This window comes from Paraburkholderia solisilvae, from assembly GCF_902859875.1.
Classification (GTDB): Bacteria; Pseudomonadota; Gammaproteobacteria; order Burkholderiales; family Burkholderiaceae; genus Paraburkholderia; species Paraburkholderia solisilvae.
Genome location: NZ_CADIKF010000024.1, coordinates 49,144 through 74,940 on the forward strand (window position 1 = coordinate 49,144; position 25,797 = coordinate 74,940).

The 25,797-nt window shown below is 63.3% G+C and carries 24 protein-coding genes; 2 read left to right on the forward strand and 22 right to left on the reverse strand.

The features are described 5' to 3' along the window. Positions 1-2: 2 nt before the first annotated feature. The 9 genes from HV675_RS16350 to rfbB form a co-directional block, all read right to left on the reverse strand. Entirely contained in the window at positions 3-1,148 is a 1,146-nt protein-coding gene (locus HV675_RS16350) for a glycosyltransferase (RefSeq protein WP_175111969.1), read from the reverse strand. A gap of 28 nt (positions 1,149-1,176) precedes the next feature. After that, entirely contained in the window at positions 1,177-2,343 is a 1,167-nt protein-coding gene (locus HV675_RS16355) for a glycosyltransferase (RefSeq protein ID WP_175111970.1), read from the reverse strand. After that, positions 2,340-3,800 (reverse strand): murein biosynthesis integral membrane protein MurJ, encoded by a 1,461-nt coding sequence (gene murJ / locus HV675_RS16360; protein WP_175111971.1) that lies wholly within the window; start codon positions 3,798-3,800, stop codon positions 2,340-2,342. Before murJ ends, HV675_RS16355 begins: the two co-directional genes overlap by 4 nt. A gap of 132 nt (positions 3,801-3,932) precedes the next feature. Then, positions 3,933-4,964 (reverse strand): NAD-dependent epimerase/dehydratase family protein, encoded by a 1,032-nt coding sequence (locus HV675_RS16365; RefSeq protein WP_175111972.1) that lies wholly within the window; start codon positions 4,962-4,964, stop codon positions 3,933-3,935. A gap of 11 nt (positions 4,965-4,975) precedes the next feature. After that, on the reverse strand, positions 4,976-6,259 hold the full coding sequence (locus HV675_RS16370) for a nucleotide sugar dehydrogenase (RefSeq protein ID WP_175111973.1): 1,284 nt from the start codon (positions 6,257-6,259) through the stop codon (positions 4,976-4,978). 345 nt (positions 6,260-6,604) lie between these two features. After that, positions 6,605-7,525 carry a dTDP-4-dehydrorhamnose reductase gene (rfbD, locus tag HV675_RS16375; RefSeq protein ID WP_175111974.1) on the reverse strand — a complete coding sequence of 307 codons (921 nt, stop codon included), beginning with the start codon at positions 7,523-7,525 and terminating at the stop codon, positions 6,605-6,607. Further along, positions 7,522-8,073 (reverse strand): dTDP-4-dehydrorhamnose 3,5-epimerase, encoded by a 552-nt coding sequence (rfbC, locus tag HV675_RS16380; protein WP_175111975.1) that lies wholly within the window; start codon positions 8,071-8,073, stop codon positions 7,522-7,524. Before rfbC ends, rfbD begins: the two co-directional genes overlap by 4 nt. Continuing rightward, on the reverse strand, positions 8,058-8,951 hold the full coding sequence (gene rfbA / locus HV675_RS16385) for a glucose-1-phosphate thymidylyltransferase RfbA (protein WP_175112014.1): 894 nt from the start codon (positions 8,949-8,951) through the stop codon (positions 8,058-8,060). Before rfbA ends, rfbC begins: the two co-directional genes overlap by 16 nt. A gap of 38 nt (positions 8,952-8,989) precedes the next feature. Next, the gene (rfbB, locus tag HV675_RS16390) at positions 8,990-10,054 is read right to left on the reverse strand and encodes a dTDP-glucose 4,6-dehydratase (RefSeq protein WP_175111976.1); all 1,065 of its coding nucleotides are present in this window, start codon (positions 10,052-10,054) and stop codon (positions 8,990-8,992) included. Between the two features lie 360 nt (positions 10,055-10,414). Between rfbB and HV675_RS16395 the strand changes: the two genes are divergently transcribed. After that, positions 10,415-11,269 carry a symmetrical bis(5'-nucleosyl)-tetraphosphatase gene (locus HV675_RS16395; protein WP_175111977.1) on the forward strand — a complete coding sequence of 285 codons (855 nt, stop codon included), beginning with the start codon at positions 10,415-10,417 and terminating at the stop codon, positions 11,267-11,269. Positions 11,270-11,293: 24 nt separating this feature from the next. On the opposite strand, the gene HV675_RS16400 is transcribed toward HV675_RS16395, so the two are convergent. From HV675_RS16400 to HV675_RS16440, 9 genes are all read right to left on the reverse strand, one after another. After that, positions 11,294-11,920, reverse strand: coding sequence for a phosphatase PAP2 family protein (locus HV675_RS16400; protein ID WP_175111978.1), 627 nt, complete (start codon positions 11,918-11,920; stop codon positions 11,294-11,296). A 139-nt stretch (positions 11,921-12,059) separates the two neighbouring features. Next, positions 12,060-12,911, reverse strand: coding sequence for a lysophospholipid acyltransferase family protein (locus HV675_RS16405; protein WP_175111979.1), 852 nt, complete (start codon positions 12,909-12,911; stop codon positions 12,060-12,062). Between the two features lie 27 nt (positions 12,912-12,938). Further along, positions 12,939-14,216 (reverse strand): dihydroorotase, encoded by a 1,278-nt coding sequence (locus HV675_RS16410; RefSeq protein ID WP_175111980.1) that lies wholly within the window; start codon positions 14,214-14,216, stop codon positions 12,939-12,941. A 92-nt stretch (positions 14,217-14,308) separates the two neighbouring features. Beyond that, entirely contained in the window at positions 14,309-15,340 is a 1,032-nt protein-coding gene (locus HV675_RS16415) for an aspartate carbamoyltransferase catalytic subunit (RefSeq protein WP_175111981.1), read from the reverse strand. Positions 15,341-15,537: 197 nt separating this feature from the next. Further along, positions 15,538-16,083: a bifunctional pyr operon transcriptional regulator/uracil phosphoribosyltransferase PyrR gene (gene pyrR, locus HV675_RS16420; RefSeq protein ID WP_175111982.1), complete on the reverse strand. Its 546-nt coding sequence runs from the start codon at positions 16,081-16,083 to the stop codon at positions 15,538-15,540. Then, positions 16,080-16,511: a Holliday junction resolvase RuvX gene (ruvX, locus tag HV675_RS16425; RefSeq protein ID WP_175111983.1), complete on the reverse strand. Its 432-nt coding sequence runs from the start codon at positions 16,509-16,511 to the stop codon at positions 16,080-16,082. The genes pyrR and ruvX overlap by 4 nt, the downstream gene beginning before the upstream one ends. Further along, the gene (locus HV675_RS16430) at positions 16,508-17,086 is read right to left on the reverse strand and encodes a YqgE/AlgH family protein (protein WP_175111984.1); all 579 of its coding nucleotides are present in this window, start codon (positions 17,084-17,086) and stop codon (positions 16,508-16,510) included. Before HV675_RS16430 ends, ruvX begins: the two co-directional genes overlap by 4 nt. Positions 17,087-17,263: 177 nt before the next feature. Further along, positions 17,264-18,949, reverse strand: a complete 1,686-nt coding sequence (locus HV675_RS32500; protein ID WP_343056792.1) for a FimL-related protein — start codon at positions 18,947-18,949, stop codon at positions 17,264-17,266. A gap of 255 nt (positions 18,950-19,204) precedes the next feature. After that, on the reverse strand, positions 19,205-19,375 hold the full coding sequence (locus HV675_RS16440; RefSeq protein WP_008342674.1) for a rubredoxin: 171 nt from the start codon (positions 19,373-19,375) through the stop codon (positions 19,205-19,207). A gap of 264 nt (positions 19,376-19,639) precedes the next feature. Here HV675_RS16440 and thiD point away from each other — a divergent pair, with 264 nt between their 5' ends. After that, positions 19,640-20,506: a bifunctional hydroxymethylpyrimidine kinase/phosphomethylpyrimidine kinase gene (thiD, locus tag HV675_RS16445; protein ID WP_175111985.1), complete on the forward strand. Its 867-nt coding sequence runs from the start codon at positions 19,640-19,642 to the stop codon at positions 20,504-20,506. A gap of 218 nt (positions 20,507-20,724) precedes the next feature. Here thiD and groL read toward each other — a convergent pair whose 3' ends face one another. The 4 genes from groL to sbnA form a co-directional block, all read right to left on the reverse strand. After that, entirely contained in the window at positions 20,725-22,365 is a 1,641-nt protein-coding gene (groL, locus tag HV675_RS16450; RefSeq protein ID WP_175111986.1) for a chaperonin GroEL, read from the reverse strand. 43 nt (positions 22,366-22,408) lie between these two features. Continuing rightward, positions 22,409-22,699: a co-chaperone GroES gene (gene groES / locus HV675_RS16455; RefSeq protein WP_175111987.1), complete on the reverse strand. Its 291-nt coding sequence runs from the start codon at positions 22,697-22,699 to the stop codon at positions 22,409-22,411. 739 nt (positions 22,700-23,438) lie between these two features. Next, positions 23,439-24,509 (reverse strand): 2,3-diaminopropionate biosynthesis protein SbnB, encoded by a 1,071-nt coding sequence (sbnB, locus tag HV675_RS16460; protein WP_175111988.1) that lies wholly within the window; start codon positions 24,507-24,509, stop codon positions 23,439-23,441. Then, complete coding sequence (sbnA, locus tag HV675_RS16465; protein WP_175111989.1) at positions 24,502-25,503, reverse strand: 2,3-diaminopropionate biosynthesis protein SbnA; 1,002 nt, start codon at positions 25,501-25,503, stop codon at positions 24,502-24,504. The genes sbnB and sbnA overlap by 8 nt, the downstream gene beginning before the upstream one ends. Between the last annotated feature and the right edge of the window lie 294 nt (positions 25,504-25,797).

Here is a 25,797-nt window from a genome sequence, read left to right on the forward strand (position 1 = left end):
AGTTAGCCATAAATCCTTTCGTAGGACGCAACCATGCTTTCCACCGAAAAACGTTCCAGCACCCGCTTGCGCCGGTACTGAGAGTCGTTCGTCCCCTGGTGGTCAGGTTGTTGTTGAAGAACATGCTGAAGGCCGCGCATCAGATCATTGGCATTGCGCGGCGACACCAGCATGCAGCCCGGCATCCCTTCGAGCGCCTCGGGATTGCCACCAACCGACGTAGCGACCACTGGCAGCCCCGCCGCGAGTTTCTCGAGCAATGCGTTTGAAAAGCCTTCCTCGTGCGACGCCATCACGCCGATGTCCATTGCGCCAAGCAATGACGCGACGTCTTCGCGTCTGCCGAGCCGCACGATTTGTTCGTCGATCCCGAGGCGCTTCGACAGCGCATCGAGTTCGGCCCCAATGCCGCGATCTTCGCCGATCAGCACGAGCTTGATATGCGGCCAGTCAGGACTCAGTCGTGCGACGGCCTCGATCAGCTCCTTATGCCCTTTGTATGGAATCAGATTCGCGACCGACACGATTGCGATATCCGTGTCGGACAATCCGATGCTCTTGCGCAAGGCCGCGCGGTCGGTATCCGCCCTCTCATCGCGCAGAAACTCAATACCGTTGTAGATGCATTCAATTTTGGCGGGATCGACCTGATCCCGTTTAACGACATCCGCCGCGACGGCCTGCGAGTTTGCCGTGATGACCGTCGACAGCCGGTTCGCGAGCCGATCGAAGCGCGCCCACCCGGGCCGCCTCTCCTGATGCAGGCCCAGCGCGCGGCGCGACGTGATCACCCGTCGCACGCGCGCGAAACGACCAGCCAGTGCTGCCATCAAATTCGTCAGCGGCAGGAAACCATGTATTACCTGTGGCTTCCACGTCAATGCAAGAACGCACAGACGGAACTGTGCACGCACCAGCATCAGCACTTTCATCCACGGTGGCGCAGTCGAACGATAGCCACCGTCAACGACGCGCACACCCGACGATTCGAGCATCTCGCACAGCGGGCCGGCCTTTTCGAGGCTAAAGAGCTGCACGCTTTTGCCGCGCTTCACCAGCTCAACCGCGAGCAATGCCATCTGACGCTCGGCACCTCCCAGATGAAGCGAGCCAATGACAAATAAAACTTTGGTAACTTTTACGCTCATAGAAGTTGCTGTTATGCGCCAGTTCTACTCATTCGCCGGCGCCCGCACGCTTAAAGCGCACATGCTCTTTACCGTCCTGCGCCGCGACCTGGTCGCAGATCGACTGCCATTGGCCATACACAGTGTCGCCGGTCAGTCGATTGGATATGTCAGTCGCAGCCTCACCCAAGGCAATGCGGAGAGCCGGGTTGTCAGTCAATACGCGCAGCGCGTCAGCGAATGCAGCGGTATCGTCCGCCGGCACCAGCCAACCGTCATGTCCATGGCGAACCAGGTCCGCCGGGCCGCTATCGCAAGCGAACGCAACGCACGCACGTGCACATTGCATGGCCTCGATCAGCACATTTGGAAACCCCTCGTACCGCGAGCTCAACGCGAAGATATCCGCATGCTTGAGCCAGGCATCAGGGTTGACCTGCAAGCCCGGCAGCAAGAACCGATCGACGATGCCGAGACGCTCCGCAAGACCCGAGAGATTGTAGCGCTCGGGGCCCTCACCGAGAATCACGAGAAACCAGCCCTTTTCATGCAAGCCCGAATCGTGATATGCCTGCAACAGGCGGTCGAACCCTTTCTCGACACTCAATCGCCCCATGCCCATCAGAATGTTTCCATGGGGCAGGCCAGCAGGCCGGTTATCTGCCACATCACTCGGCCGGCGCACCGCATTCGGCACGATCGCCACTTTGCGTGCCGGCAGCCACGTCCGCGCCCACGCTGCGACACCCTCAGTCTGTACGACCACGCGTGCCGCAAGCGGATAGCAATAGCGGCGTAGTCGGGTCCACACGCTGCCGATCGAATGGCGGCGCGGGTCGGTCCGTTCGGAGACGATCACCGGAATGCGTGTGCCGGCGAGCGCAAGCAACACGCGGATATTCGTCATATCAACGAAGCTGATAACGACGTCGGCACCGGCAGCGCGCACCATGCGCCGGATCATCCGCAAGCGGCGCAGCATGCCGGCGATCGAAGCGAAGAAACCGCTCGACTCCCACATGATGTCCATGCGTACGCGCCGCACATCGGGCGACAAGCTGTAATGATCCGCACGGTCGCCTTCGAGCGTAACGAGCGTGACGGGATAACCTTTCACCGCGAGGAACGCCGCCAGTTCCGTGATCACCCGCTCCGCGCCCCCCGCGCCAAGGCTCGAAATAACCAGCATCACATGAGGCCGTTCGCTGAACGTCATGACGCATTCACCCGCGCGATCCAGTCAAACGCACCCGACAGCTTCACCACCACGGCAAACACACCGACAAACAGCACCGCGCGCAGCCCGAACGCCACTTCCCGCCCGAGCGGATCGAAATACCCCCGCACCAGCCAGTCGATCACGCACGACGGCACGACCATCGCCACACACAAGGCAGCCGCCCGCGCCCATTCGGGCAAAAAGCCCGCATCGCCGAATTTCTTCTTGTACATCGCGAGGAAGTACACCAACACCGCAACCTGCGCGACAAACGGCGCGAGCATCACACCGCGAAGTCCAAGAAACGATTGCCCGAAGTAACAGGCCACCGTCGTCGCCACCAGCGACACCAGCGCGGAAATCGATAACAACACCGGCTGCCGCATCGCCTGAAACAGCTTCGCGAAAAACGTGGCAAGCGCAAACGGAAACAGCGACAGGCTCAGAATAGTCCACGCGCTATTGACGCTTGCGGCCGTCGCCGCATCGAAACGTCCGCGCCCGAGCAGCACCATGATGACCGGCTGGCCGAGCATGATCACGCCCGCGACCGCCAGCACCGCAATCAGCATCGTCGCGCGGCCGATGCGGCGGAACAGCTGTTCGATCTGTTCGCGCTGACCATCCGCGAGCAGGCTCGCGAGATGCGGCAGCAGCACCGTACCGATACCGACAATCAACACCTGCGTAAGCGCACCATGCAGCTTCGACGCGTAGCCATAAATCGCGACCGCGCCTTCGCCCAGATGCGAGCAGAACACATTGATCACCACCAGCGTGCCGTTCGAAAACGCGACGGCAGGCAATATCGGCAGCGCAAGCTGCAATGTCGACTTCACGTCGTCGCCGGCCGTGCGCCGCCAGGCAAACTCCCACAAGCCCGCGCGCGCGCAGGCCAGTGCGACGACGACGAGCTGCGCAATCCAGCCGAGCATCAGCGTCCACACGAGCGTGTCGAGCGTCTTCTGACGCCAGACGAACAGCAGCCCGGCGGAAACGAGCGCATTGACGATCGGCGCCGCGGCGGCCGCAACGAAGCGCCCGTGGCAATTGAGGATCAGCCCGAGGTAATCGGAAAACGTGATCAGCACCAGCGACCACGCGATGATCTGCAGCGCCGCGTCCGCCTGCACGCGCGTCGACGCTGACGTGGCCGGCACCAGCATCGCGGTGATCGGCTCATTGCCGATCAGCATGATGAGCGACGACGCGACCGCAATCGCGACCAGCACGCCGCCCATCGCGGTACGAAACGCAACCGCGGCGACTTCATTCGTATCGCGCCGGCATTCCATATAGCGCCCGACGAAGCCGACCTGCATCCAGCCGCTGATCACGCCGGCAAGCAGCGTCGGCACGACCAGCGACAGGTTATACGCATCGATCAACGTCGATACACCAAATACCGACGCGATAATAGCCGTACGCGCAAATGCGACGATTTGCGACAGCAATGTAAAAACTGAAACGATTCGTGCGTTCTGGATCAACTGTTACGGCCTCAGGTCGTACCACCGGGCTGCAGCGGCGCCACAGCCCGGATACTCGAACGAAACGTGCGCGCCGCCAGGCGAGACAAACCGGCGTTACCGGCTGAGCCCGGCGTACCAGTCGCTCGCGAGACGCAAGCCTTCGACCACGCGGTGCGTCGGCTCGTAACCGAGCAGCGTGCGCGCCTTCGCGATGTCGGCCTGCGAATGCTGGACGTCGCCCGCGCGGAAATCGCGGTACGTCGGCTTGACGTCGTCCATGTTCGCGCGCCGCTGTGCGACCATCGCGCGGATATGCTCGAACAGTTCGTTGAGCGTCGTGCGGTCGCCGAGCGCGACGTTGTAGACCTGGTTGATCGCGGCCGGATCTTCCGCCACCGCGGCGAGAATGTTGGCCTGCACCGTGTTCGCGACGTAGCAGAAATCACGGCTCGTGCTGCCGTCGCCATTGATGAATACCGTCTCGCCGTTCAGCAGCGAGTAGAACCATTTCGGAATCACCGCGGCATAGGCGCCGTTCGGATCCTGGCGCGGCCCGAACACATTGAAATAGCGCAGCCCGATCGACGCCATGCCGTAGCTGCGCGCGAACACGTCCGCGTACAGCTCGTTCACATACTTCGTTACCGCATACGGCGACAGCGGCTTGCCGATGCGATCCTCGACCTTCGGCAGGCCAGGATGGTCGCCATACGTCGAGCTGGACGCCGCGTACACGAACTTGCGCACCTTCGCATCACGGCTTGCGACCAGCATGTTCAAAAAGCCGGTGACGTTGGTCTCGTTCGTGCGAAGCGGATTTTCCAGCGAGCGCGGCACGCTGCCGAGCGCCGCCTGGTGCAGCACGTAGTCGACGCCGCTCGCCGCTTTCTGGCAGGTGTCCAGATGCGTGATGTCGCCTTCGATAAACGCGAAGCGCGCCCATTGCTCGGCGGAGACGAGCGACTTTACGACATCGAGGTTCTTCTGATGGCCAGTCGCGAAGTTGTCGAGCCCGACCACTTGCTGGTCGAGCTTCAACAGCGTTTCGAGCAGGTTCGAGCCGATAAAGCCCGCGACCCCGGTGATGAGCCAGCGCCGCGGCGTCTTGCGCAGGGTTTCCTGGACGGATGCGTAGGAGTTCGTCATCGCGTTCCCCCTTACAGGCGCCACACGCGCGCGCCGGCGCCGGTCAGCGCGTCGCGATCGCACACGCCCTTCACGTCGATCACGACCGGGTCGTGCTGCAGCATCGTCAGATACTGCGCGACGGTCAGTTCGCGGAACGCCTTGTGCGCAACCGCGACGACCACCGCCGCCGCCGGCTCGAGCCGGTCGAACGGCACGAGGTCGATGCCGTATTCGTGTTTCGCTTCTTCCGCATCCGCTTCCGGGTCGGTCACCTGGACTTCGACGCCGAACGACTGCAGTTCATGGATCACGTCGATCACGCGCGAGTTGCGCAGATCCGGGCAGTCTTCCTTGAACGTGAGCCCCAGCACCGTCACCTTCGCCTTCGCGACGTGGTGGCCAGCGTGGATCAGTTCCTTGATCGTTTTCTGGCCAATGTAACCGCCCATGCCGTCGTTGATGCGGCGGCCCGACAGAATGACCTGCGGAATATAGCCGAGCTTTTCGGCCTTATGCGTCAGATAGTACGGGTCGACGCCGATGCAATGCCCGCCGACGAGACCCGGTTTGAACTTCAGGAAGTTCCACTTGGTGCCTGCTGCTTCGAGCACTTCCAGTGTATCGATCTTCATCAGATCGAAGATGATCGCGAGTTCGTTCATCAGCGAGATGTTCAGGTCGCGCTGCGTGTTCTCGATGACCTTCGCAGCCTCCGCGACCTTGATCGACGACGCCTTGTGCACACCTGCGGTAACGACCGACGCATACACCTCGGCGACGATGTCGAGCGTGCGCGCATCGGAGCCGGACACGACCTTCAGGATCTTCGTGAACGTGTGTTCCTTGTCACCCGGATTGATCCGCTCGGGGCTATAGCCGACCGTGAAATCCACACCGAACGTGAGGCCGGACAGGCGCTCGAGAATCGGCACGCAGATGTCTTCGGTCACACCCGGATAAACGGTGGATTCGTAGACGACGATATCGCCTTTCTTCAGCGCCTTGCCCACGGTTTCCGACGCCTTCACGACCGGCGTCAGATCGGGTTGATGCGCATCGTCGACCGGCGTCGGCACCGCGACGATATGGAAATCTGCCTGCTTGAGGGTGGAGAGGTCTGCGGTCAGATCGATGTCGGCCGCGGCCAGATCGGCGGATGCGACCTCGTTCGTGCGATCGAAACCATTGCGCAGTTCGGCGATTCGCGCGGTGTTGATATCGAAACCGACGGTGCGCGCCTTTTTGCCAAACGCAATCGCAACTGGCAGGCCCACATAACCCAGTCCGACGACTGAAATTTTTCTATCGTGCATGTATTCATCCAAGCTCAGATGTTGCAGCAATTGAGACGTCTGTCCCTACGTCTTCATTCACGAACGCTGCACGGACTTCTCTCAGTTCCCGTGCGCGTGTCTCCGGATCACAATGTGGCCGTTGGCGTCAATTGAATAGACGAAAGAATGGGCGCTGCATGACTTTAGCGGCGCCCCGGCCCAACCGGCAGCTCGTTGCAAATGGCGGCTGCCTTTAACAATTGGTCTGCTGCATACGAAGGCGCCAATTCTAACATGCGTGTTTTGGGGTTTTGGACTTTAACGGGGCTGGATTGCGGCCGCCCAGGAATAAATGACATTCGCGTGACGCCCGCAGACGCGGGTTCAGCGCGAAAGCTGCTGCGCACCCATCTGTTCGAGCGCCTCGTCCAGCACGCATCGCGCGGCGTCCTGCCACGACGGCCGGCAAACGCCGAAGCGCTGTTCGAGCCGGGTATTGTCGAGTGCGGAATTGACCGGACGCCGCGCGGGCGTCGGATAGTCGGCAGCCGGTATCGGCTTCACGCTCTGCACGGCGATCGCGCCCACAGGCAACGCCGTGCGGGCCGCATCGATGATGTGTGATGCGAAGCCGTGCCAGCTCGTCACGCCGCTGGCCGTCAGATGGAAGATACCGCTCTCGAACGCGCCCGTGCGCCGTTCGGCCAGCGCGCGCGATATGACGTGCGCGGTGACGTCAGCGATCGTCCGCGCGGACGTGGGCGCGCCGAACTGATCCGCCACCACGTTCAGCGCGTCGCGCTCGGCCGCGAGCCGCAGCATCGTGCGCAGGAAGTTCTTGCCACGCGCGCCGTAAACCCACGACGTACGCAACACGAGCCAGTCGCCTCCGGCCGCGCGCACTGCCTGTTCGCCGGCCAGCTTGCTGCGACCGTACGCGTTCAGCGGATTCGTCGCGTCGCTTTCCAAATAAGCGCCTTCTTTCGATCCGTCGAAAACATAATCAGTCGAATAGTGGACAAAGAGCGCGCCCGCGTCGCGCGCCGCTTCGGCAAGCGCGCCGGCCGCCGCGCCATTCACCGTAGTGGCCAGTTCCTCTTCTTGCTCGGCCTTGTCGACCATCGTGTAGGCGGCCGCGTTGACCACCACATCCGGCTGCAACCGTTCAACTACCGCGCGCAACGACTCCGGCCGCGACAGATCCAAATCGCGCCGGTCGCAGGCGATCACCTGACCAAGCGGTGCAAGACTGCGCAGCAGCTCCCAGCCGACCTGGCCATGCCGGCCTGTCACCATGATCTTCAAGCGAACACCTCGGCATCGGCGAGCGAGCGCGCCTGCGCATCTTTGGCCGCCATTGTCGGTTCGACGTCGATCGGCCATTCGATGCCGACCTGCGGATCGTTCCAGCGCAGGCACCGCTCGTGGTCGGGGTACCAGTAGTCGGTGGTCTTGTACAGGAAGTCGGCGGTCTCCGACAGCACGACGAAGCCATGCGCGAAGCCCGGTGGAATCCAGACCTGCCGGTGATTCGCGGCGCTCAGATGCATGCCCACCCATTTGCCGAAGTTCGGCGAGCTCTTGCGAATATCGACGGCGACATCGAATACCTCGCCGGCCACGACGCGCACCAGCTTGCCTTGCGGATGCTGAATCTGATAGTGCAGGCCACGCAGCACGTGCCGCACCGAGCGTGAATGGTTGTCCTGAACGAACTCCACGCCCACCTGAACGTGTTCCGCGAAATCGCGCGCGTTAAAGGTTTCGACGAAAAAACCGCGTGCATCGCCGAATACCTTGGGCTCGATCAGCTTGACTTCGGGCAGCGCCATCGCCGTTACCGTGATTGCCATACGACCCTGTCCGTCAAAATGTTCTTCAGATACCGCCCGTATTCATTCTTCGCGAGCGGCTCGGCGAGCCTTAGCACCTGTTCGGCGTCGATCCAGCCATTCCGGTATGCAATCTCTTCCGGGCACGCTACCACGAGTCCCTGACGTTTTTGTAACGTTGCAATGAACGTCGCCGCATCGATCAGTGAATCGTGCGTGCCGGTATCGAGCCATGCGTATCCGCGCCCCATAATCTCCACGTTCAGCTTGCCCGCCTGCAGATAGCGCGAATTGACGTCGGTGATCTCATACTCGCCGCGCGCCGACGGCTTGATATCGGCGGCGATATCGCACACGTCTGCATCGTAGAAATACAGGCCCGTCACCGCATACTGCGAATGCGGTTCGGACGGTTTCTCCTCGATCGACACCGCGCGCATCTGTTCGTCGAATTCGACCACACCGTAACGCTGCGGATCGTTCACGTGATACGCGAACACGGTCGCGCAATCGGTGCGCTCATTCGCTGCACGCAGTTGCCGTGCGAGATCGTGACCATGAAAAATGTTGTCGCCGAGAATCAGCGCGCTCGGTGCACCGCCGACAAACTCCCGGCCAATCACAAACGCCTGCGCAAGCCCGTCAGGAGACGGTTGCACCGCGTACTGGATCGACATGCCCCAGCGGCTGCCGTCGCCGAGCATCGCTTCGAAGCGTGGCGTGTCCTGCGGCGTCGAAATGATCAGCACCTCACGAATGCCGGCCAGCATCAGCGTCGACAGCGGGTAGTAAATCATCGGCTTGTCGTACACCGGCAGCAGCTGCTTCGAAATTGCATGCGTGATCGGATACAGGCGCGTGCCCGACCCGCCCGCGAGAATGATGCCTTTACGTCTCACCTGATGTGCGACTTGTTGTGTCATCCCCATGGTCCCCTTTAGACCGTTCCCGCATAGTGCGTTTCCATCCAGTGCCGATAGCTGCCGCTCGTGACGCCTGCTATCCACGCCGGATGTTCGAGATACCAGAGCACGGTCTTCCTGATACCGGTCTCGAAGGTTTCCGCGGGCCGCCAGCCGAGTTCACGTTCGATGCGCGTCGCATCGATCGCATAGCGGCGGTCATGCCCCGGCCGGTCCTTCACGAACTCGATCTGCGCCGCGTACGACGTACCCGCTGCCGCCGGACGCAGTTCATCGAGCGTGCGGCATAGCGTATGCACGACGTCGAGGTTCGCCTGTTCGTTCCAGCCGCCGATGTTGTACGTTTCGCCCGGCACACCCTTTTGCAGCACCGTGCGAATCGCCGCGCAGTGATCGGTGACGTACAACCAGTCGCGCACGTTCTGGCCGTCGCCGTAGACCGGCAGCTTCTTGCCCGCCAGCGCGTTGATGATAGTGAGCGGAATCAGCTTCTCGGGAAACTGATAGGGCCCATAGTTGTTCGAGCAATTGGTGGTGAGCGTCGGCAGACCGTACGTATGGTGGTATGCGCGCACCAGATGGTCCGAGCCCGCCTTGCTGGCCGAGTAAGGGCTGTTCGGCGCGTACGGCGTATGCTCATTGAAAGCCGGATCGACCGGGTTGAGCGAGCCGAATACCTCATCGGTCGACACGTGCAGGAAGCGGAACGCGGCCTTCTCCTCGCCCGCGAGGCCGCCCCAGTATGCGCGCGCTGCTTCGAGCAGCGTGAAGGTGCCGACCACGTTGGTCTGCACGAATTCACCAGGCCCGTTGATCGACCGGTCCACATGGCTTTCCGCCGCGAAATGCAGGACCGCACGCGGCCGATGCGTGACAAACAGCGCATCGAGCGCCGCGCGATCGCAGATATCGACCTGCGCGAAAATGTGCCGGGCATCGGAAGCAAGCGGCGCCAGTGTTTCCGCATTGCCCGCATACGTCAGTTTGTCGACGTTGACGATCGGCTCATCGCTATCGCGCAGCCAATCCAGCACGAAATTGGCGCCGATAAAGCCCGCCCCCCCGGTCACGATGATCATGCTACCCCCATGCAAAACTATTGCGCGGCCACGCCGTTCGATCGATGAATACGCAGCACGCGGGTCAGATGCCGCACGCGGCGTGTCTTCCGTTGCCAACGCTCATGTATCTGGCGAGCTCACCACTCGCGTCTTCGATCATGGCGCCCTCTTAAAACCAGCTATTATGTCACGCGATATGGTGCAGTCGGCGCACTCACGGCGACCCGCGCGACCGTGCCACTATGTGGTGCGTCACGCACGACGCAACGCGCATCGCTCGAGCGGCCGCACCGGCATTAAGGCCTGGACACGACGCGTGCGTCGGTGCTTTTCCGCACACGCAACGACTGCCGTGACGCTCACCCGAACCGAATTCAGATGACCACTTCCACGAGGCCCGCTCCCCTCGCCTTCGGCGATCTGCAAGGCTGCCACAACGAGTACCAGCGTCTGCTCGCAAAAGCCGCCCCGTCCGACGATACCCCACTGTGGTTCGCCGGCGACATCGTCAACCGCGGCCCCGGCTCGCTCGCGACGCTGCGCGAACTGATCGCGCTCGGCGACCGCGCGGTCACGGTGCTCGGCAATCACGACCTGCACCTGCTGTCGATATCGGCCGGCATCCGCAAGCCGAAAAAAGGCGACACGCTCGACGACATTCTGTCGGCGCCCGATGCCGACGATCTGCTCGAATGGGTCCGGCATCGCCCGATCGCGCATTTCGACCAGGACATGCTGCTCGTGCATGCCGGCGTGCCGCCGCAATGGGACGCGACGCTAACGCTCGAACTCGCCGACGAATTGCAGCGCGCGCTGCGTGCGCCGAACTGGAAAGAAACGCTGGCGGGCCTGTACGGCAACGAGCCGAATCGCTGGAAGCCGAGCCTCAAGGGCATCGACCGGCTGCGTCTGACCTGCACCGCCTTGACACGTATGCGCTTTTGCAACGCGGACGGCGCAATGGATTTCACGTCGAGCGGCGGCCTCGATTCCGCGCCGCCGGGCTTTATGCCGTGGTTCGATGTGCCGGCGCGGCGCACCGAAAACGTGACCGTCGTCTTCGGCCATTGGGCCGCGCTCGGCCTGCTGATGCGCGACAACGTGATCGGATTGGATTCCGGCTGTGTATGGGGCAATCAGCTATCGGCGGTGAGACTCACGCGCGAGCCCGCGCTCCGCACGGTCACGCAGATGGATTGCTCGGGCTGCCGCGCATCGGCGGACGTCGAATAAGCGCGAAGGCGCGACCAGATTGCGCTACAACCTCTGGCGCACCTGCGCGGCCAGCTCCGGAAAAAACCGCGCGCATACCCCCGGCGAATACGCTTCAATCACTTCCTGAATCGGCGCATGGCGGCCATAAGCGACCGACGCGACGAGCAACAGCCCCAGCGCCGCGAAACGCGGTTTGGCGAGCTGCACACCCGAACGCACGAAGCCGCGCACAAACAGAATCGCGAGCACCCCACCAAGCATCCAGCCGGCCACCACTTCCGTCACTGAATGCGCATCGTCGACCACGCGTGCCACTGCCGTCGCCGCGCCGATCAGCAAGCCCAGCATCACGCCGTAACGCGCCCGCCCGCCCGCGCAACGGTACAGCAGCGAGACCGCCACGGGCCAGACCATCGTCGACAGCGTGGTGTGACCGCTGATCACGCGGAAATTCAGCGACGGAATTTCGATGCCGCAGCCGGCGTACAGAATTTTTGTCGCGCCGACCAGCGCCATACCGATCGCGAGCAGCCCGATCCAGCGCGCGGCCTGGCGGCGCGCCGAGAACCATAGCCAGATCGCGCAGACGAGCGCGATCGGCAGCGTGAAGGCGGCATCGCCAATGCTGGCGAAGATAGTCCAGAGGAAGAAATCGGGATTGTCGAACATCGGCAGAAGGTACTCGATCGGGTGGGGGTGTCTGTACGATCGGACACCCGCGGACGCGGGACGTTCGATCGCGCCGCCTCGTTCAATACAATTCAATCAGGCTGCCCGCGGTTGAACCGATGCAGCCGCGCTGCAAGCGTTATTGCGTGAGCGGCCCGTTCGCCGCGGGCGCGTCGCCGGCGTGAGAAGCGTGCGGCACGTCAACGCGCGGTTCCGGCGGCTGCACACCCACGGCCTCGCGCGCAGGCCTCGCCGTCACCGGCTGCAGACGGTCAAGCGCCTGCTGCACCGCCGCCTGCGCTTCTGCCGCTAGCACACGCCGTTCCGCACCGGGCGCAAGCGGATCGCAAACATACACATGCGCCGTCAACGGCGCGCCGCGCAACAGCGCATCGAGCGATTCGCCAAGCGACAGGTCGTCGATATACGCAGGCGCCGTCGACTGGTTGCCGTGCGCATCCTCATAGTAAAGGCAGATCGGCTGCACGGGCCGCGACGCGGATACGGTCGCCTGAAACAGGTTCGCGTGGAACGGCAGCAATTCGCGTCCGTCGCTGGTCGTCCCTTCCGGGAACACGCAGATCGCGTGGCCGGCCACGAGATGATCTGCAAGCTCATGCATGATGCGTTTCGCGTCGCTGCGTTTCTCGCGCTGCAGGAACACGGTGCCGAGCTGCTCCGCGAGCCAGCCGACCACCGGCCATTGACGCACCTCCGCTTTCGACACGAAACGCGTCGGCCGCCACGCGTTGATCACATAGATGTCGATCCACGAAATGTGATTGCTGACGACAAGCACGCCTTCGTCGAGTCGCGCTGCGTCGTTGTGCACCACGAGGCGCATCCCCGCGAGTTGCAGAAACCGCAGCGACCATGCGCGGTTCAGTGCGTCGCGCTGTTGCACGGTGGCCTTCGGGAAACGCGTGGCAACAACCCACATGCCATGCAGCAGATGAACCAGGAGTCGTATCTTGCGGAGCGCGAGCTTCATCGTGAAAGTCTTCCGTGCACGCTGGCTTTAACGCTGTTCGAACGCCAGCTGTCCGGACACGACGGTTGCCCGTACGCGTGCCGGCACTTCGTAACCGAGAAACGGTGTGTTATGCCCCTGGCTTTTCAGCGCGCGCGGCTCGACCCGCCAGTATCCGCCGCGATCGAATACGCACAGGTCCGCCGTGGCGCCCACTTCGATGCGGCCCGCCGCCAGCTTAAGCACGCCGGCCGGCGCCGTGGTGATGCGCTTGAACGCCTGCGCGAGCGGCACGCCCGCTTCGTCGGCCCACTTCACGGTGAGCGACAGCAGCAGTTCGAGGCCCGTCGCGCCCGGCGTCGCTTCCGCGAAAGGCAGCAACTTTTCGTCGTCGTCGACCGGCGTGTGGTCCGAGCATATTGCGTCGATCGTGCCATCGGCGAGCCCCGCGCGAATCGCTTCGCGATCGCGCTGCGAGCGCAGCGGCGGATCGAGACGGAATTGCGCATCGAAGTAACCGATATCGACATCGATCAGATGCACATGATTGATCGTCACATCGCAGCTAACCGGCAAACCTTCCGCTTTCGCCGCGCGCATCAGCTCGATGCCAGCCGCCGACGACAGATGCGACAGATGCACGCGCGCGCCGGTCACGCGCACGAGCTCGAAAATAGTATGCAGCGCGATCGTTTCGGCCGATACCGGCACGCCGGACAGACCCAGCCGCGACGCGAGCGCGCCGCTCGCGGCCACGCCGCCCTGCGCAAGATAGGCATCCTGCGGACGCAGCCATACGGTAAAGCCATACGTGTTCGCGTATTGCAGCGCGCGCAGCAGCACCTGCGTATCGACGACCGGCGTGTCCGCCTGCGAAAAGCCGATGCAGCCCGCTTCGGTCAGCTCGACCATCTCGGTGATCACCTGTCCTTTCAGGCCGACTGTCAGCGCGCCAAGCGGATACACATGCGCCTGATTCAGATTGCGCGCACGAAACTTCAGCATTTCGACGAGGCCCGGTTCATCGAGCACCGGGTCCGTATCCGGCGGACACACAAGACTCGTCACGCCGCCCGCGAGCGCCGCCGCCATTTCGGATTCGAGCGTCGCCCGGTGCTCGTAACCGGGCTCACGCAGCCGCGCCGACAGATCCACCAGACCCGGCGCGACCGTCAGGCCGCGCGCATCGAGGGTCTTCGCCGCGTGGAAATCGGCGGGTGCGCCGCCGAGCGCGACGATCTTGCCCGCTGCGATAAAAATGTCCTGCTGCTGTTCGGTGCCGGCCACCGGATCGATCAGCGTGCCGCCCGCGATATGAATCTTCATGCGCTGCCTTCTTGTGCGTTGTCCGTTGCGATGCTGCGTATGCGCCGCCGGCACGTCGTATCCGATCGTTGCGTGCGCATCAGTCGTCGCAGTTAATCGTTATTCCCCGCGACGATGCCCATCACCGCCATGCGTACCGCGATGCCGAACGTCACCTGATTGAGAATGACCGACTGCGGACCGTCCGCGACCTGCGAATCGATTTCAACGCCACGGTTCATCGGCCCCGGGTGCATCACGATCGCGTCGGGCTTCGCGAGCGCGAGCCGCTCGGGCGTGAGTCCCCAGCTCTTGAAATACTCCTGCGCGGAAGGCAGCAGCGCGCCGCTCATCCGCTCGTTCTGCAGACGCAGCATGATGATCACGTCGACATCCTGCAATCCTTCGTCGAGGTTGTGGAACACCCGCACGCCCATCTGCTCGAGCCCGCCCGGCAACAGCGTGCGCGGACCGATCGCGCGCACTTCGGGCACGCCGAGCGTGGTCAGCGCATGAATGTCCGAGCGCGCGACGCGTGAATGCAGAATGTCGCCGACGATCGCCACGCGCAGGTTCGTGAAATCGCGCTTGTAATGGCGAATCGTGTACATGTCGAGCAGGCCCTGCGTCGGGTGCGCGTGGCGCCCGTCGCCCGCGTTGATCACATGCACGTGCGGCGCGCAGTGCTCGGCGATCAGATACGGCGCACCGCTCGACGCATGGCGCACGACGAACATATCCGCATGCATCGCGGACAGGTTGTTGATCGTATCGAGCAGCGACTCGCCCTTGCTGGTCGATGACGCGTTGATGTTCAGGTTGATCACGTCCGCCGAGAGCCGCTTCGCGGCAATCTCGAACGTGGTGCGCGTGCGCGTCGAGTTTTCGAAGAACAGGTTGAACACCGACTTGCCGCGCAACAGCGGCACCTTCTTCACCTCGCGATCCGTCACGCTGACGAACTGCTCGGCCGTGTCGAGAATGTGATTGACGATCGCGCGCGGCAGGCCTTCGATCGTCAGCAGATGTTTGAGCTCGCCGTTTTTCGTGAGCTGCGGATTACCCTTCAGGAAACCGTAACGAAAATGCCGCGCCTCGGCGGCGCGCTGGGTGGTGTCCTGGGTGACCGGGTTGGGCTTGTTCATCGTGGTCCTGAATCAAACGTGACGCGGCAAAGACGCGGTACGCGGCGCTCGCGAGTGCGCGGCGCGTGCGGCGTGGCGCGGCGCGCGCCGTGAGGCTTGTGGCGAGTCATCTACTTCGCGACGTGGCAGATCGCGCGGCATGGGTCCCGCATCGGTCGCATCCGGCGACACGTTTCGCAGCGGGTTGCGCACAGGCTTCAATCTGCCCGCGCTTCAGTGTGAAACGTGAAGTGCTGTTCGCCGGGCTCTCCATGGCGCGCGAGCACCAGCGTCGCATCGGCGGGCACCTCGACGACCGCGCCGACGAAGCGCGCCGCGAACGGCAGCTCGCGTCCGCCGCGGTCCACCAGCACCGCGAGTTCCACCGATGCGGGCCGGCCGTAATCGTACAGTTCGTTGAGCGCCGCGCGCACCGTGCGGCCGGTGTACAGCACATCGTCGACCAGCACGATGCGCTGGTTGCCGACATCGAATGGCAGCGACGTCGGACTCGCCTGCGAATGCAGGCCCTTCTTCGCATAGTCGTCGCGATGCAGCGCAACGTTGACGACGCCGAACCGCGCCACGTTCAGATCGCGCGCGAGACGCTCGGCAAGCCATACACCGCCGCTGTAAATGCCGGCGAGCACCGCGCCGCCGGGCTCGCCCGGATGGCCGAGCGCGTCGCCATAGGCCGCGCGAATCGCTTCGAGCACCGTGCGATAAAGCGCTTCCGCGTCAAGGGAACTGAGGGTCTGGCTCATCTGCGTAGTTCGGTTTCTTCGAAGTACTGCTGGAGGATGATGCAGGCCGCTTCGGCGTCGAGCAGATCCGTACGCGCGGAGCCGTTGCGCATCGAGGCTTCGGCTTCGACCGACGAGTAGCGCTCGTCGACCCAGGTCACCGGCAGGTTGAAACGGCCGTTCAGCTGATTGCCAAAGCGCCTGGCCTGTTGCGTCATCGCATGCGGGGTTCCGTCCGGATGCATCGGCAAGCCGACCACGAGCGCGTCCGGCTTCCACTCGCCGATCAACCGGCCGAGTTCGGCAAAGCGGTACTCGCGGTTGCGATTCTGCACGACCACGAGCGGCCGTGCACTTTTCGTCAGGGAATTGCCGACGGCGACGCCGATGCGTTTTTCGCCATAGTCGAACGCAAGCAGCGTCGCTTCACGTTCGGCCGCACCACTCATGCGTGGCCTGCTTCGCCCGAAAGCATCGACAGCGATACGCCGAGCAGCGCGAGTGCCGCTTCGAAACGGCCTTCGGCAGGTACGTCGAAAACGATCTTCGGGTCGGCCTCGACCGTGAGCCAGCCGTTCTTCGAGATTTCTTCCTCGAGCTGGCCCGCGCCCCAGCCCGCATGGCCAAGCGTCAGCAGGAAGCGCTCCGGGCCCTTGCCGTTCGCGACCGCCTCGAGCACATCTTTCGACGTGGTCATCTCGAGGCCGCCCGGCACCTGCATCGACGACGTGTAAGCGCTGCCCTGCCCGGCGTCATGCAGCACGAAGCCGCGCTCGGTTTGCACCGGGCCGCCGAAATAGACGGGTACATGCAACAGGGGTTCGATTTCGAGCTTCAGATCGATGCGATTGAAGAGCGCTTCCAGATCGATATCGGTCGGCCGGTTGATGACAAGGCCGAGTGCGCCGCGCTCGCTGTGATCGCAAAGATAGACCACCGTTCCTGAAAAGGTCGGATCCGCCATGTTCGGCATGGCGATCAGGAACTGGTTGGTGAGATTGATGCGATCGGAACTCATGGACATAGGTCAAATTCTAGCAAAGACGAGTGGAACTGCAGACCGCATGTGCATTGCGCGTCATGCGTCGCGCAACGTTTGGGCCGCACCCCACGGACGGCGAATCATAGCTGCACTCTAACACGCACTTACGGGTCGCCGACGGCGCATCCGCCCGGTGGCGAATGCATTGTGCGTGGTGCTTCACACAGCGGCGCCGCCCAGTTCGATCGCGCGCGTCAGCGTAGCGAGCGCACTGCCCGATTGCGGCGGCGCAATACCCGCCGCGATCTGGTGCAACATCGCGCGCAACGCGAGTGCGGCTTGCTCGAGCGCCGCCGCATCCGGCGCTTCGATCGTCACGTGCCGTCCAGCAGGCAGCACGGCGCCCGCATGCGCGCGCCGCCGCCACGCGAGACCGAGCGCATCGGAGAGCAGCGCGACATGGCCGAGCCCAAGCGCGCACGCGGATGCACCGAGCCGGTACGCGGCATCGCCCGCTTGCAGCGCCGCGCTCGCGTCGGCCTTGTGCGGGTTATCGGCAGCGCGAGCGTGTTCCGAGAGGGCGGCAATCGAGGCATCCGCGGTCTGAAGAAAATCTTCGTAGGCGTTTGCATGGACGGTGAGCACGCCCAGGTCGCGGGTCGGCGCCGGCCGGGCGGCGGAGGGTTGGGCCCGGGGAGTGGCGGGCGGGGCGGTTTGGGTATTCTGGCGGTCGTCCGGCTGGTTTTTGTCCAGTTGACCGTCGTTCGATTGGCCGTCGTTCGATTGGCCGTCGTTCGATTGGCTATCGTCTGTTTGGCCGTCGTCCGGTTGGCGGGTGTCAGCGCCAATGCCCGCCCCGACATGCGCCGCACTCGTCGGGCTTTGCCCAGCGTGGTTTGCATTCAGACCTTCCGCGCGGGGATGCACCGCGCCGGAACCGCCCGCGGCCGACTCCGCGGCCTCCGCCTCCCACAAAGCCTCCGACGCCGCCGTGCCCGCCACGTGCCAGACCACCGTCAGACCATAGTCGCGCAGCAGTTCGACCGGTTCGGTGTCTTCCGCCGCCGCACCGAACAGCGCGTAGTCGCGCCACAGCAGCGCCAGTGTCGCGCGCACCAGCGAGCGCGGCGCGAACTGGATGCCGCGCGCCTGGTCGGCTAGCGCGAGGTTGCACCGCGCGAAAAAGCGCCGTGCATCGGGGTCTGCGGATAAGTGACCGCTCACGCGCAGCGCGCGGGCGCAACCGGCCGCGAGCCGCCAGAAATCGTACGGATCCGAACCGGCGAGTTGCGCGATGCACGCCTCGAGTTCATCGAGCGCAGCCTTGACGACGAGCGTTGCCACCGACATCGCGCCTTCGGCCGTATCCTGCGCCCGCAAAACCGGTAGCAACGCTTCCTCGTAGCGGGCGCGAATATGCGCAAGCCGTTGCGCGGAATGCGCATGCAGCGTCGCGGGCGGAACCGGCCTGCCCGCGAGCGCAAGATCTTCGAACGCGACGGTGAAGCCGGGCGTGTGTTGCGCAATCAGCGCCGAAAGCGCACGAAAGTGCGCATAAAGAGACGGCGAACAGGCCAGTTCCTGCAGGTTGCGCCGGCCGAGCGCCGCGGCGAACGCGCGCAGCGCGGCACCGAATGCGGTGCGCACCGGATTGTCCGCGGCGCGCGCGCCGGACGCATGAGCGGCGACCGTGGCGACCGAAGTGTCCGCGGCATCGGTGGCGAGCGGCGAAGCCAATACCAGCGCGTCCGCAAATCGATGCGCGGCACGCCATCCCGCTTCGCGAAGCGCATGCGCGGCATGCAACACGGGCAACGCGGCGTCGCGGTGTTCGTCATGTGCCGATATCGCGTCGGCGAGCGCGCTTTCCGCCGCACGCACGGCACCGCCGCGGGGATTGGGCAAGGCTTCGAGGGTGTTACCGGGCGCGGACGAAGGTGTCGATGAAGGTGTCATTGGGCACGTGTGCGGGAACGCCGACAGACCGAAACCGATGCTGGACCGGGCACGGCGCCGATGCACGGGTTGCAGCGGGCGTGCTTGCTGTGGCTTGCTACACGCCGCAGCATTGACGTCCATTTGCGTGAGCCGGCACCCGGCATGCGCGCGACGATGCTTGACTTCGCGACAACCAACCCGCGATAACAACCGTCAGACCGGTCAGATCTGGACCATTTCGAAGTCTTCCTTGCGCGCCCCGCACTCGGGGCAGGTCCAGTTAATCGGCACGTCCTCCCAGCGCGTGCCCGGCGCGATTCCTTCGTCCGGCAGGCCGGCTTCTTCGTCATAAATCCAGCCGCAGATCAGGCACATCCAGCTTCTATATTCCATTCTTTTACGCGTCGAAAAGTCCGTTGAAACGGGAGCCATGATGGTACCGTTTTGCCGCCCGCATGCCTAGCGTAAGGCGCGTGCGTTATGCGCTGCCGCATCGCGTCATTCCGGCGCAGCCGCGGCCCGGTGCGAAAAACCGCCCCGCCGCAGGATAAAGCCGCATAATTGAGTCGGCCATACGCGTCGCAGTGCAACTGGCGGCGAAGACGGCGCCTCGCGCATTTGCGTTCACACGTTGCTTCACTTACCCACCCACTTTTCATGCCCAGCGACACCCCTCCGATCGTCCTCACTTTCGGCCTTTCCGACCCCACCGGCGGCTCCGGCCTGCAAGCCGACCTGATGACGCTGGCCAGCATGGGCTGTCATGGCGTCACGGTCCTGACCGGTTACACCGTGCGCGACTCGGCCAATTGCGACGAAGTCACCGCGCTGGACCCGGAAGTCGTCGCGACCCAAGCGCGCATGCTGCTGGAAGACATGCCGATCGCCGCATTCAAGGTCGGCGCAGCCGCGCGTGCCGAAGTGGTGAGCGCAATTGCGGAAGTGGTCGCCGACTACGACGATATCCCGCTGATCCTCGCGCCGGACTTCACGCTCGATGACGAGCACGTGCTTGCCGCCGACGAACTGCGCGAGGCAATTGCCGACCTGCTGGCGCCGCAAACCACGCTGCTCGTCGCCGATCACGCGACGCTGCTCGCGCTCGCGCAGCCGGACGGCGATGCGGAAGCGCCGACGCTCGACGCGGCGGTGTCGCATTTGCTGTCGCAGGGATGCGAATACATCCTGTCGATGGAAACCGGCACGCATCGGCTCGTCAACACGCTTTTCTGCGAGGACGGCCAGTTGCGTCAGGACTTGTGGGATCGCGGCACGCATCGCGTAACCGGCATAACCGATACACTCGGCGCGGCGATTGCCGCGTTGCTCGCGAACGGCCAGGAGCCAGCGGAAGCGGTGCGCGAAGCGCAGGAATATCTGTTTCAGGCGGTACAGAACGCGTTTCGGCCTGGCATGGGTGCGTATCTGCCGGACCGCTTTTTCTGGGCGCGCGACAACGATGAAGAAACGCCCGCGGCGGGCGCCAAAGGCGATGCACCGCCGCCCGGAGAAGCGCGGCACTGAACGCGCCGGGGCGCGAGAGCGCGGCCTCGCATGTTCACACGCCGCGCTCGATGAGTCACTGATCCACGACCCGTTGCCCCACCGATCCACCGACCAACAACACGCGAAGCGCGCTCGCATAAAAAAACCCGCAACGTGAAAAACTCACGCTGCGGGTTTTTTCTTGAGGAACGCGCCTCGCAGCGCGTTCCTCACATGCGTTCCGGCTTGACGCCGAATTACATGTCCATGCCCATGCCGCCCATACCGCCCGGCATGCCGCCCGGCATCGGTGCGTCTTCCTTCGGCAGTTCGCACACGGCTGCGTCCGTCGTCAGCAGCAGGCCTGCGACCGAAGCTGCATTTTGCAGCGCGGTGCGCGTCACCTTGGTCGGATCGACCACGCCTGCTTCGACCATGTCGACATACTCGCCGGTCGCCGCGTTGTAGCCGTAGTTGCCCTTGCCGCCAGCCACCGCCGCCACCACGACGCTCGCTTCTTCGCCGCCGTTCGCGACGATCTGGCGCAGCGGCTCTTCCATCGCACGCAGCACGATCTTGATGCCGGCGTCCTGATCGGCGTTGTCGCCCTTCACGCCCGAGATCGCAGCACGCGCGCGGATCAGCGCAACACCGCCGCCCGCCACGATGCCTTCTTCAACGGCTGCGCGCGTAGCGTGCAGTGCGTCTTCGACACGTGCCTTCTTTTCCTTCATTTCGACTTCGGTCGCAGCGCCGACCTTGATCACCGCCACGCCGCCGGCCAGCTTTGCCACGCGTTCCTGCAGCTTTTCACGGTCGTAGTCCGACGTCGCTTCTTCGATCTGCGTGCGCACCTGCTTCACGCGCGCTTCGATGCTTGCGCCTTCGCCAGCGCCGTCGATAATCGTCGTGTTTTCCTTGCCCACTTCGATACGCTTGGCTTGACCCAGCTCTTGCAGCGTGGCCTTTTCGAGCGACAGGCCGGTTTCTTCCGCGATCACCTGACCGCCGGTCAGGATCGCGATGTCTTCCAGCATCGCCTTGCGACGGTCGCCGAAGCCCGGGGCCTTCACGGCAACCGTCTTCAGGATGCCGCGGATGTTGTTGACGACGAGCGTAGCGAGCGCTTCGCCTTCGACGTCTTCAGCGATGATCAGCAGCGGACGGCCAGCCTTCGCGACTTGCTCGAGCACCGGCAGCAGATCGCGAATGTTCGACACCTTCTTGTCGTGCAGCAGCACGAACGGGTTTTCCAGAACGGCGACCTGCTTGTCCGGATTGTTGATGAAGTACGGCGACAGATAGCCGCGGTCGAACTGCATGCCTTCGACGACGTCGAGTTCGTCTTGCAGCGACTTGCCGTCTTCGACGGTGATCACGCCTTCCTTGCCGACCTTGTCCATCGCTTCAGCGATGCGCTCGCCGATCGACGTGTCGCTGTTCGCCGAGATCGAGCCGACTTGCGCGATTTCCTTGTTCGTCGTGCACGGCTTGCTGATCTTGCGCAGTTCTTCGATGGCTGCGCCGACTGCCTTGTCGATACCGCGCTTCAGGTCCATCGGGTTCATGCCCGATGCGACGTACTTCATGCCTTCGCGGACGATCGACTGGGCGAGCACGGTCGCCGTGGTCGTGCCGTCGCCGGCGTTGTCGCTGGTCTTGGAAGCGACTTCCTTGACCATTTGCGCGCCCATGTTCTGGAGCTTGTCCTTCAGCTCGATTTCCTTCGCGACCGACACACCGTCCTTGGTGACCGTCGGGCCGCCGAAGCTGCGCTCGAGCACGACATTGCGGCCCTTCGGACCGAGCGTGACCTTCACTGCGTTGGCGAGAATGTTCACGCCCTCGACCATCTTCGCGCGAGCGGAATCGCCGAATACGACGTCTTTAGCTGCCATCTTCTAACTCCTTGAATGCTTTTGAATGAACTGGGACGTGAACTTACTTGTTCACCACAGCCATGATGTCTTCTTCGCGCATCACCAGCAGTTCCTGACCGTCGACCTTGACGGTCTGGCCGGCGTACTTGCCGAACAGGACGCGATCGCCCACTTTCACGTCGAGCACGATCAGGCTGCCCTTGTCGTCACGCTTACCCGGGCCGACTGCGAGAATCTCGCCTTGATCCGGCTTTTCCGCTGCGGCGTCGGGGATCACGATGCCCGAAGCGGTCTTGGTTTCCTGATCAAGACGCTTGACGATCACGCGATCATGCAAAGGACGAAGGTTCATACATACTCCTCTCTTGGGTTGAGACTGAAGAACGCTGAGGAAAACCCGGCCGGAGAGCCCAGCCGGAGAAATTTGTTAGCACTCGAGTGCGACGAGTGCTAATTATATGGAGGGGCAGTGACAAATTCAAGAAGCGTGACAACGCCCGTCGAGATTCACTCAACTTTGAACTTTGTCCGCTTGATGTTGGCCCTTTCGGGTGCGTGCCGAACATCGATACAGCCAAAAAATCAGCACGAAAACAAAAGGTTATGGTGAATTGAGGCGCAGACCACGCCGTCTGCGTTTGCGCGTGCGATTACCACTTGCAAGCCTTTATAGCCTTGCCGGGCTCCCGTACGGGAAAACCCGTATATCGCCTGCCAGCATCGGCTTCGTCGGTCGGTTCCGCACCTCAGAAGCGCTCAATCGACCTTCTGCCGACTCCACACAAGCCATCGCCTTGAGATTGGCTGCGATATCGATCGTGTGCTCGCGCGGTTGCCCGGCAGATACGTATCGGCGTGCATCGTTCATGCGATCGTTTGCGACAAGCAGCCCGAGGCCAGTGGGCACGGCGCCTCGACATGAATCGCGCGCAAGGTCGGATCGGCTGCGGCATGCGCGAAGGGCATGCCGCAGCCGCACGCATCAAAAGACGCGCGGCTAGATAAGGCACGGAGGTGGGAACCTCATCGAATACGGCTTGCCGCAGTGGCAACCGCCAATGACGGCCTGCGCGTACAAAACACGCACGATCTCACCAACGCGTTTTCTCAGCGAAGAAGTTAGGAATCTGAATGATTCGACCGGAACGGCGCGCCTCACCGTCGACAAAACGTCCAACGGCGAGATCGAGAATTCCCATGCCGAAAGGCGAATACACGACCGGCCGTTCCGCGTTGAAACTGAGTTCGCCGCGTACCGCGCCGGCTATCGTTCCGGTAATGAAGCGGCGATGCCCCGACTGCTGCTCGGCGAGATGCGGCGACGTATCGGCCTGCAGACAATGATCGACGTCGTCGACCACGTTGTCGGCCGCGAGGATCACCTCGGGTGCAAGGTCTCGCAGCGAAATGTTGAGCACCACCGGGGCATGCTCGAACCAGTGCGGCTCCATGACATACGGACGCGCCGCGGTCGTCGCGAAGACAATCGCGTCGCTGCCACGCACGATCTCCTCGACCGAGCCGGCCGGCTCGGGCGCGGCCGACGGCCCGGCACGCTCGAGCATGCGCCGGGCATCCTCCGGCGCGAGATCGTAGGCGCAAACCGTTGCGGGCTCGAAACCGCACGCGACGATCATGTCGAGAATGTTGCGCGCGATCACGCCACAGCCGACGAACCCGAGCTTCGGTCGCGACGGCAGCCGTCCCTCCCCCAGATGCCTGAGCCCGAGCACCGCCGATGCCGCCGTGCGCGCCGCACTGATGATCGACGCCTCCATCAGGCACAACGGATAGCCGGTCTCGCGGCGATTCAGCACGAGCAGCGCCGACGCGCGCGGGAGCCCGTATTCCACGTTCTCCGGCCAACTGGCGATCCACTTGATGCCGGCCAACCCGATACCGGCGCCCAGGTCGGCGGGAAGCGCGATGATGCGGTCTCGCGGCCGGTCCGCGAAGCGCAGGAAAGTACTCGGCGGGTTGTGCGCGACGCCGTCCGCGTGCGCAAGATAAGCGTCTCGGACGATCTCGACCAACGCCGCAAACGACGACGTGACGATGTCGGACACCACGTCGCCGGGAATGATCCCGAACGCGAACAGGTCCGCAACGGCATCGACACCCAGCGCGGCCGCATCGGCCTGTGACACGACGACATCAGCCATGGCGCCGCTCCCAGAATGGCGACGCGGCCGCGGCCGCCGACCCGCAACCATCGAGCAAACCCTCGAAACGGGCGTCGACCCACGCGTTGTCGTAAATGGTGTCGACATAGCGGTCGCCGAGGTCCGGGGAAATCGCGACGACGACCGCCCCGGCCGATATGCGCCCCTCCCACCGGGCCGCGGCCGCCAGTACAGTGCCGGTCGAGCCGCCGACGAGCAGACCTTGCGCAGCAAGGCGGCGGCACATCAGGATGCTGTCCGCTTCGTCGATCATCTCGAGTGCGTCCATCGTGACGTCCTCGGCAATCGGCGGACGGCTGCTGGTTCCAAGGCCCGGGATAAACCGTCGCCCCGACGGCGCACCGAACGTGACCGACCCGACGGAATCGACGGCAATGATCGTCGTGCCCGGCGAATGCTGCCGGGCGTACCTCGACACGCCGCCCAGCGTGCCGGTCGTGCCCGCACCGACAAACAGGAAGTCGACATGGCGAAAGGCGTTGAAGATTTCCGGGCCGGTGAAACGCATATGCGCGCCCGGGTTGTCGGGACTCGTGTACTGGTTGAGCCAAACCAGCCCCGCATCTTCTTCCAGCCGCTGCTGGATATACGCGATGCGGGTGCCGAGAAAGCCGCCGTTCTGGTCCTGCCTGTCCACGATGACGACTTCGGCGCCGAACGCGAGCATCAGCTTGTGCGTCTGCGGCGACAGGTTCGGATCGCTCACGCAGATGAAGCGATACCCGCGTTCGGCGGCAATCATGCTGAGCGCGAGGCCGAGATTTCCCGACGAGCTCTCGATGATCCGCTGATTGCTCCGCGCCGGCGCGCGCGCCTCGAACTGGTCGAGCATATGCCGCGCAGTCTTGGTCTTGATCGATCCACCGGAGCTGAAGCCTTCGATCTTCAGATGCACCGGTTCATGTCGGACGATGCCGCGCAGACGAATAAAGACATCCCCGACCATCAGTTCGCTTGGTCTGTCGACGAACATGCGATAACCCCAAAAAAGGTGAGCTGTCAGCGCGGCGATTCACAAATCCGTAATGTAAATTTCACCGCTCGATCATTTAAATATTATCCCCATCGATGCATTCTCAATCGATTGACGTGTCATTTCAGGAAGCAGGACATTCGTTCTTAAAATGTTTCTAAACCGTTAAGATTTTTCTCGTCATTCTATGCGCCAATACTATTGGCCTTGAACGCCGCGGCATGTAACGGATTCAGGGCCAACGACCGGCGCCTTCCAGCGACATGCTTCGTGTATCGTCCATGCGCCGCCCGG

Coding starts and splice junctions, on each gene's coding strand:
- HV675_RS16350 (WP_175111969.1), bottom strand. CDS start 1,148: ATGAGCGTAAAAGTTACCAAAGTTTTATTTGTCATTGGCTCGCTTCAT.
- HV675_RS16355 (WP_175111970.1), bottom strand. CDS start 2,343: ATGACGTTCAGCGAACGGCCTCATGTGATGCTGGTTATTTCGAGCCTT.
- HV675_RS16365 (WP_175111972.1), bottom strand. CDS start 4,964: ATGACGAACTCCTACGCATCCGTCCAGGAAACCCTGCGCAAGACGCCG.
- HV675_RS16370 (WP_175111973.1), bottom strand. CDS start 6,259: ATGCACGATAGAAAAATTTCAGTCGTCGGACTGGGTTATGTGGGCCTG.
- rfbC (WP_175111975.1), bottom strand. CDS start 8,073: ATGGCAATCACGGTAACGGCGATGGCGCTGCCCGAAGTCAAGCTGATC.
- rfbB (WP_175111976.1), bottom strand. CDS start 10,054: ATGATCATCGTGACCGGGGGGGCGGGCTTTATCGGCGCCAATTTCGTG.
- HV675_RS16395 (WP_175111977.1), top strand. CDS start 10,415: ATGACCACTTCCACGAGGCCCGCTCCCCTCGCCTTCGGCGATCTGCAA.
- HV675_RS16400 (WP_175111978.1), bottom strand. CDS start 11,920: ATGTTCGACAATCCCGATTTCTTCCTCTGGACTATCTTCGCCAGCATT.
- HV675_RS16405 (WP_175111979.1), bottom strand. CDS start 12,911: ATGAAGCTCGCGCTCCGCAAGATACGACTCCTGGTTCATCTGCTGCAT.
- HV675_RS16410 (WP_175111980.1), bottom strand. CDS start 14,216: ATGAAGATTCATATCGCGGGCGGCACGCTGATCGATCCGGTGGCCGGC.
- HV675_RS16415 (WP_175111981.1), bottom strand. CDS start 15,340: ATGAACAAGCCCAACCCGGTCACCCAGGACACCACCCAGCGCGCCGCC.
- pyrR (WP_175111982.1), bottom strand. CDS start 16,083: ATGAGCCAGACCCTCAGTTCCCTTGACGCGGAAGCGCTTTATCGCACG.
- ruvX (WP_175111983.1), bottom strand. CDS start 16,511: ATGAGTGGTGCGGCCGAACGTGAAGCGACGCTGCTTGCGTTCGACTAT.
- HV675_RS16430 (WP_175111984.1), bottom strand. CDS start 17,086: ATGTCCATGAGTTCCGATCGCATCAATCTCACCAACCAGTTCCTGATC.
- HV675_RS16440 (WP_008342674.1), bottom strand. CDS start 19,375: ATGGAATATAGAAGCTGGATGTGCCTGATCTGCGGCTGGATTTATGAC.
- thiD (WP_175111985.1), top strand. CDS start 19,640: ATGCCCAGCGACACCCCTCCGATCGTCCTCACTTTCGGCCTTTCCGAC.
- groL (WP_175111986.1), bottom strand. CDS start 22,365: ATGGCAGCTAAAGACGTCGTATTCGGCGATTCCGCTCGCGCGAAGATG.
- groES (WP_175111987.1), bottom strand. CDS start 22,699: ATGAACCTTCGTCCTTTGCATGATCGCGTGATCGTCAAGCGTCTTGAT.
- sbnB (WP_175111988.1), bottom strand. CDS start 24,509: ATGGCTGATGTCGTCGTGTCACAGGCCGATGCGGCCGCGCTGGGTGTC.
- sbnA (WP_175111989.1), bottom strand. CDS start 25,503: ATGTTCGTCGACAGACCAAGCGAACTGATGGTCGGGGATGTCTTTATT.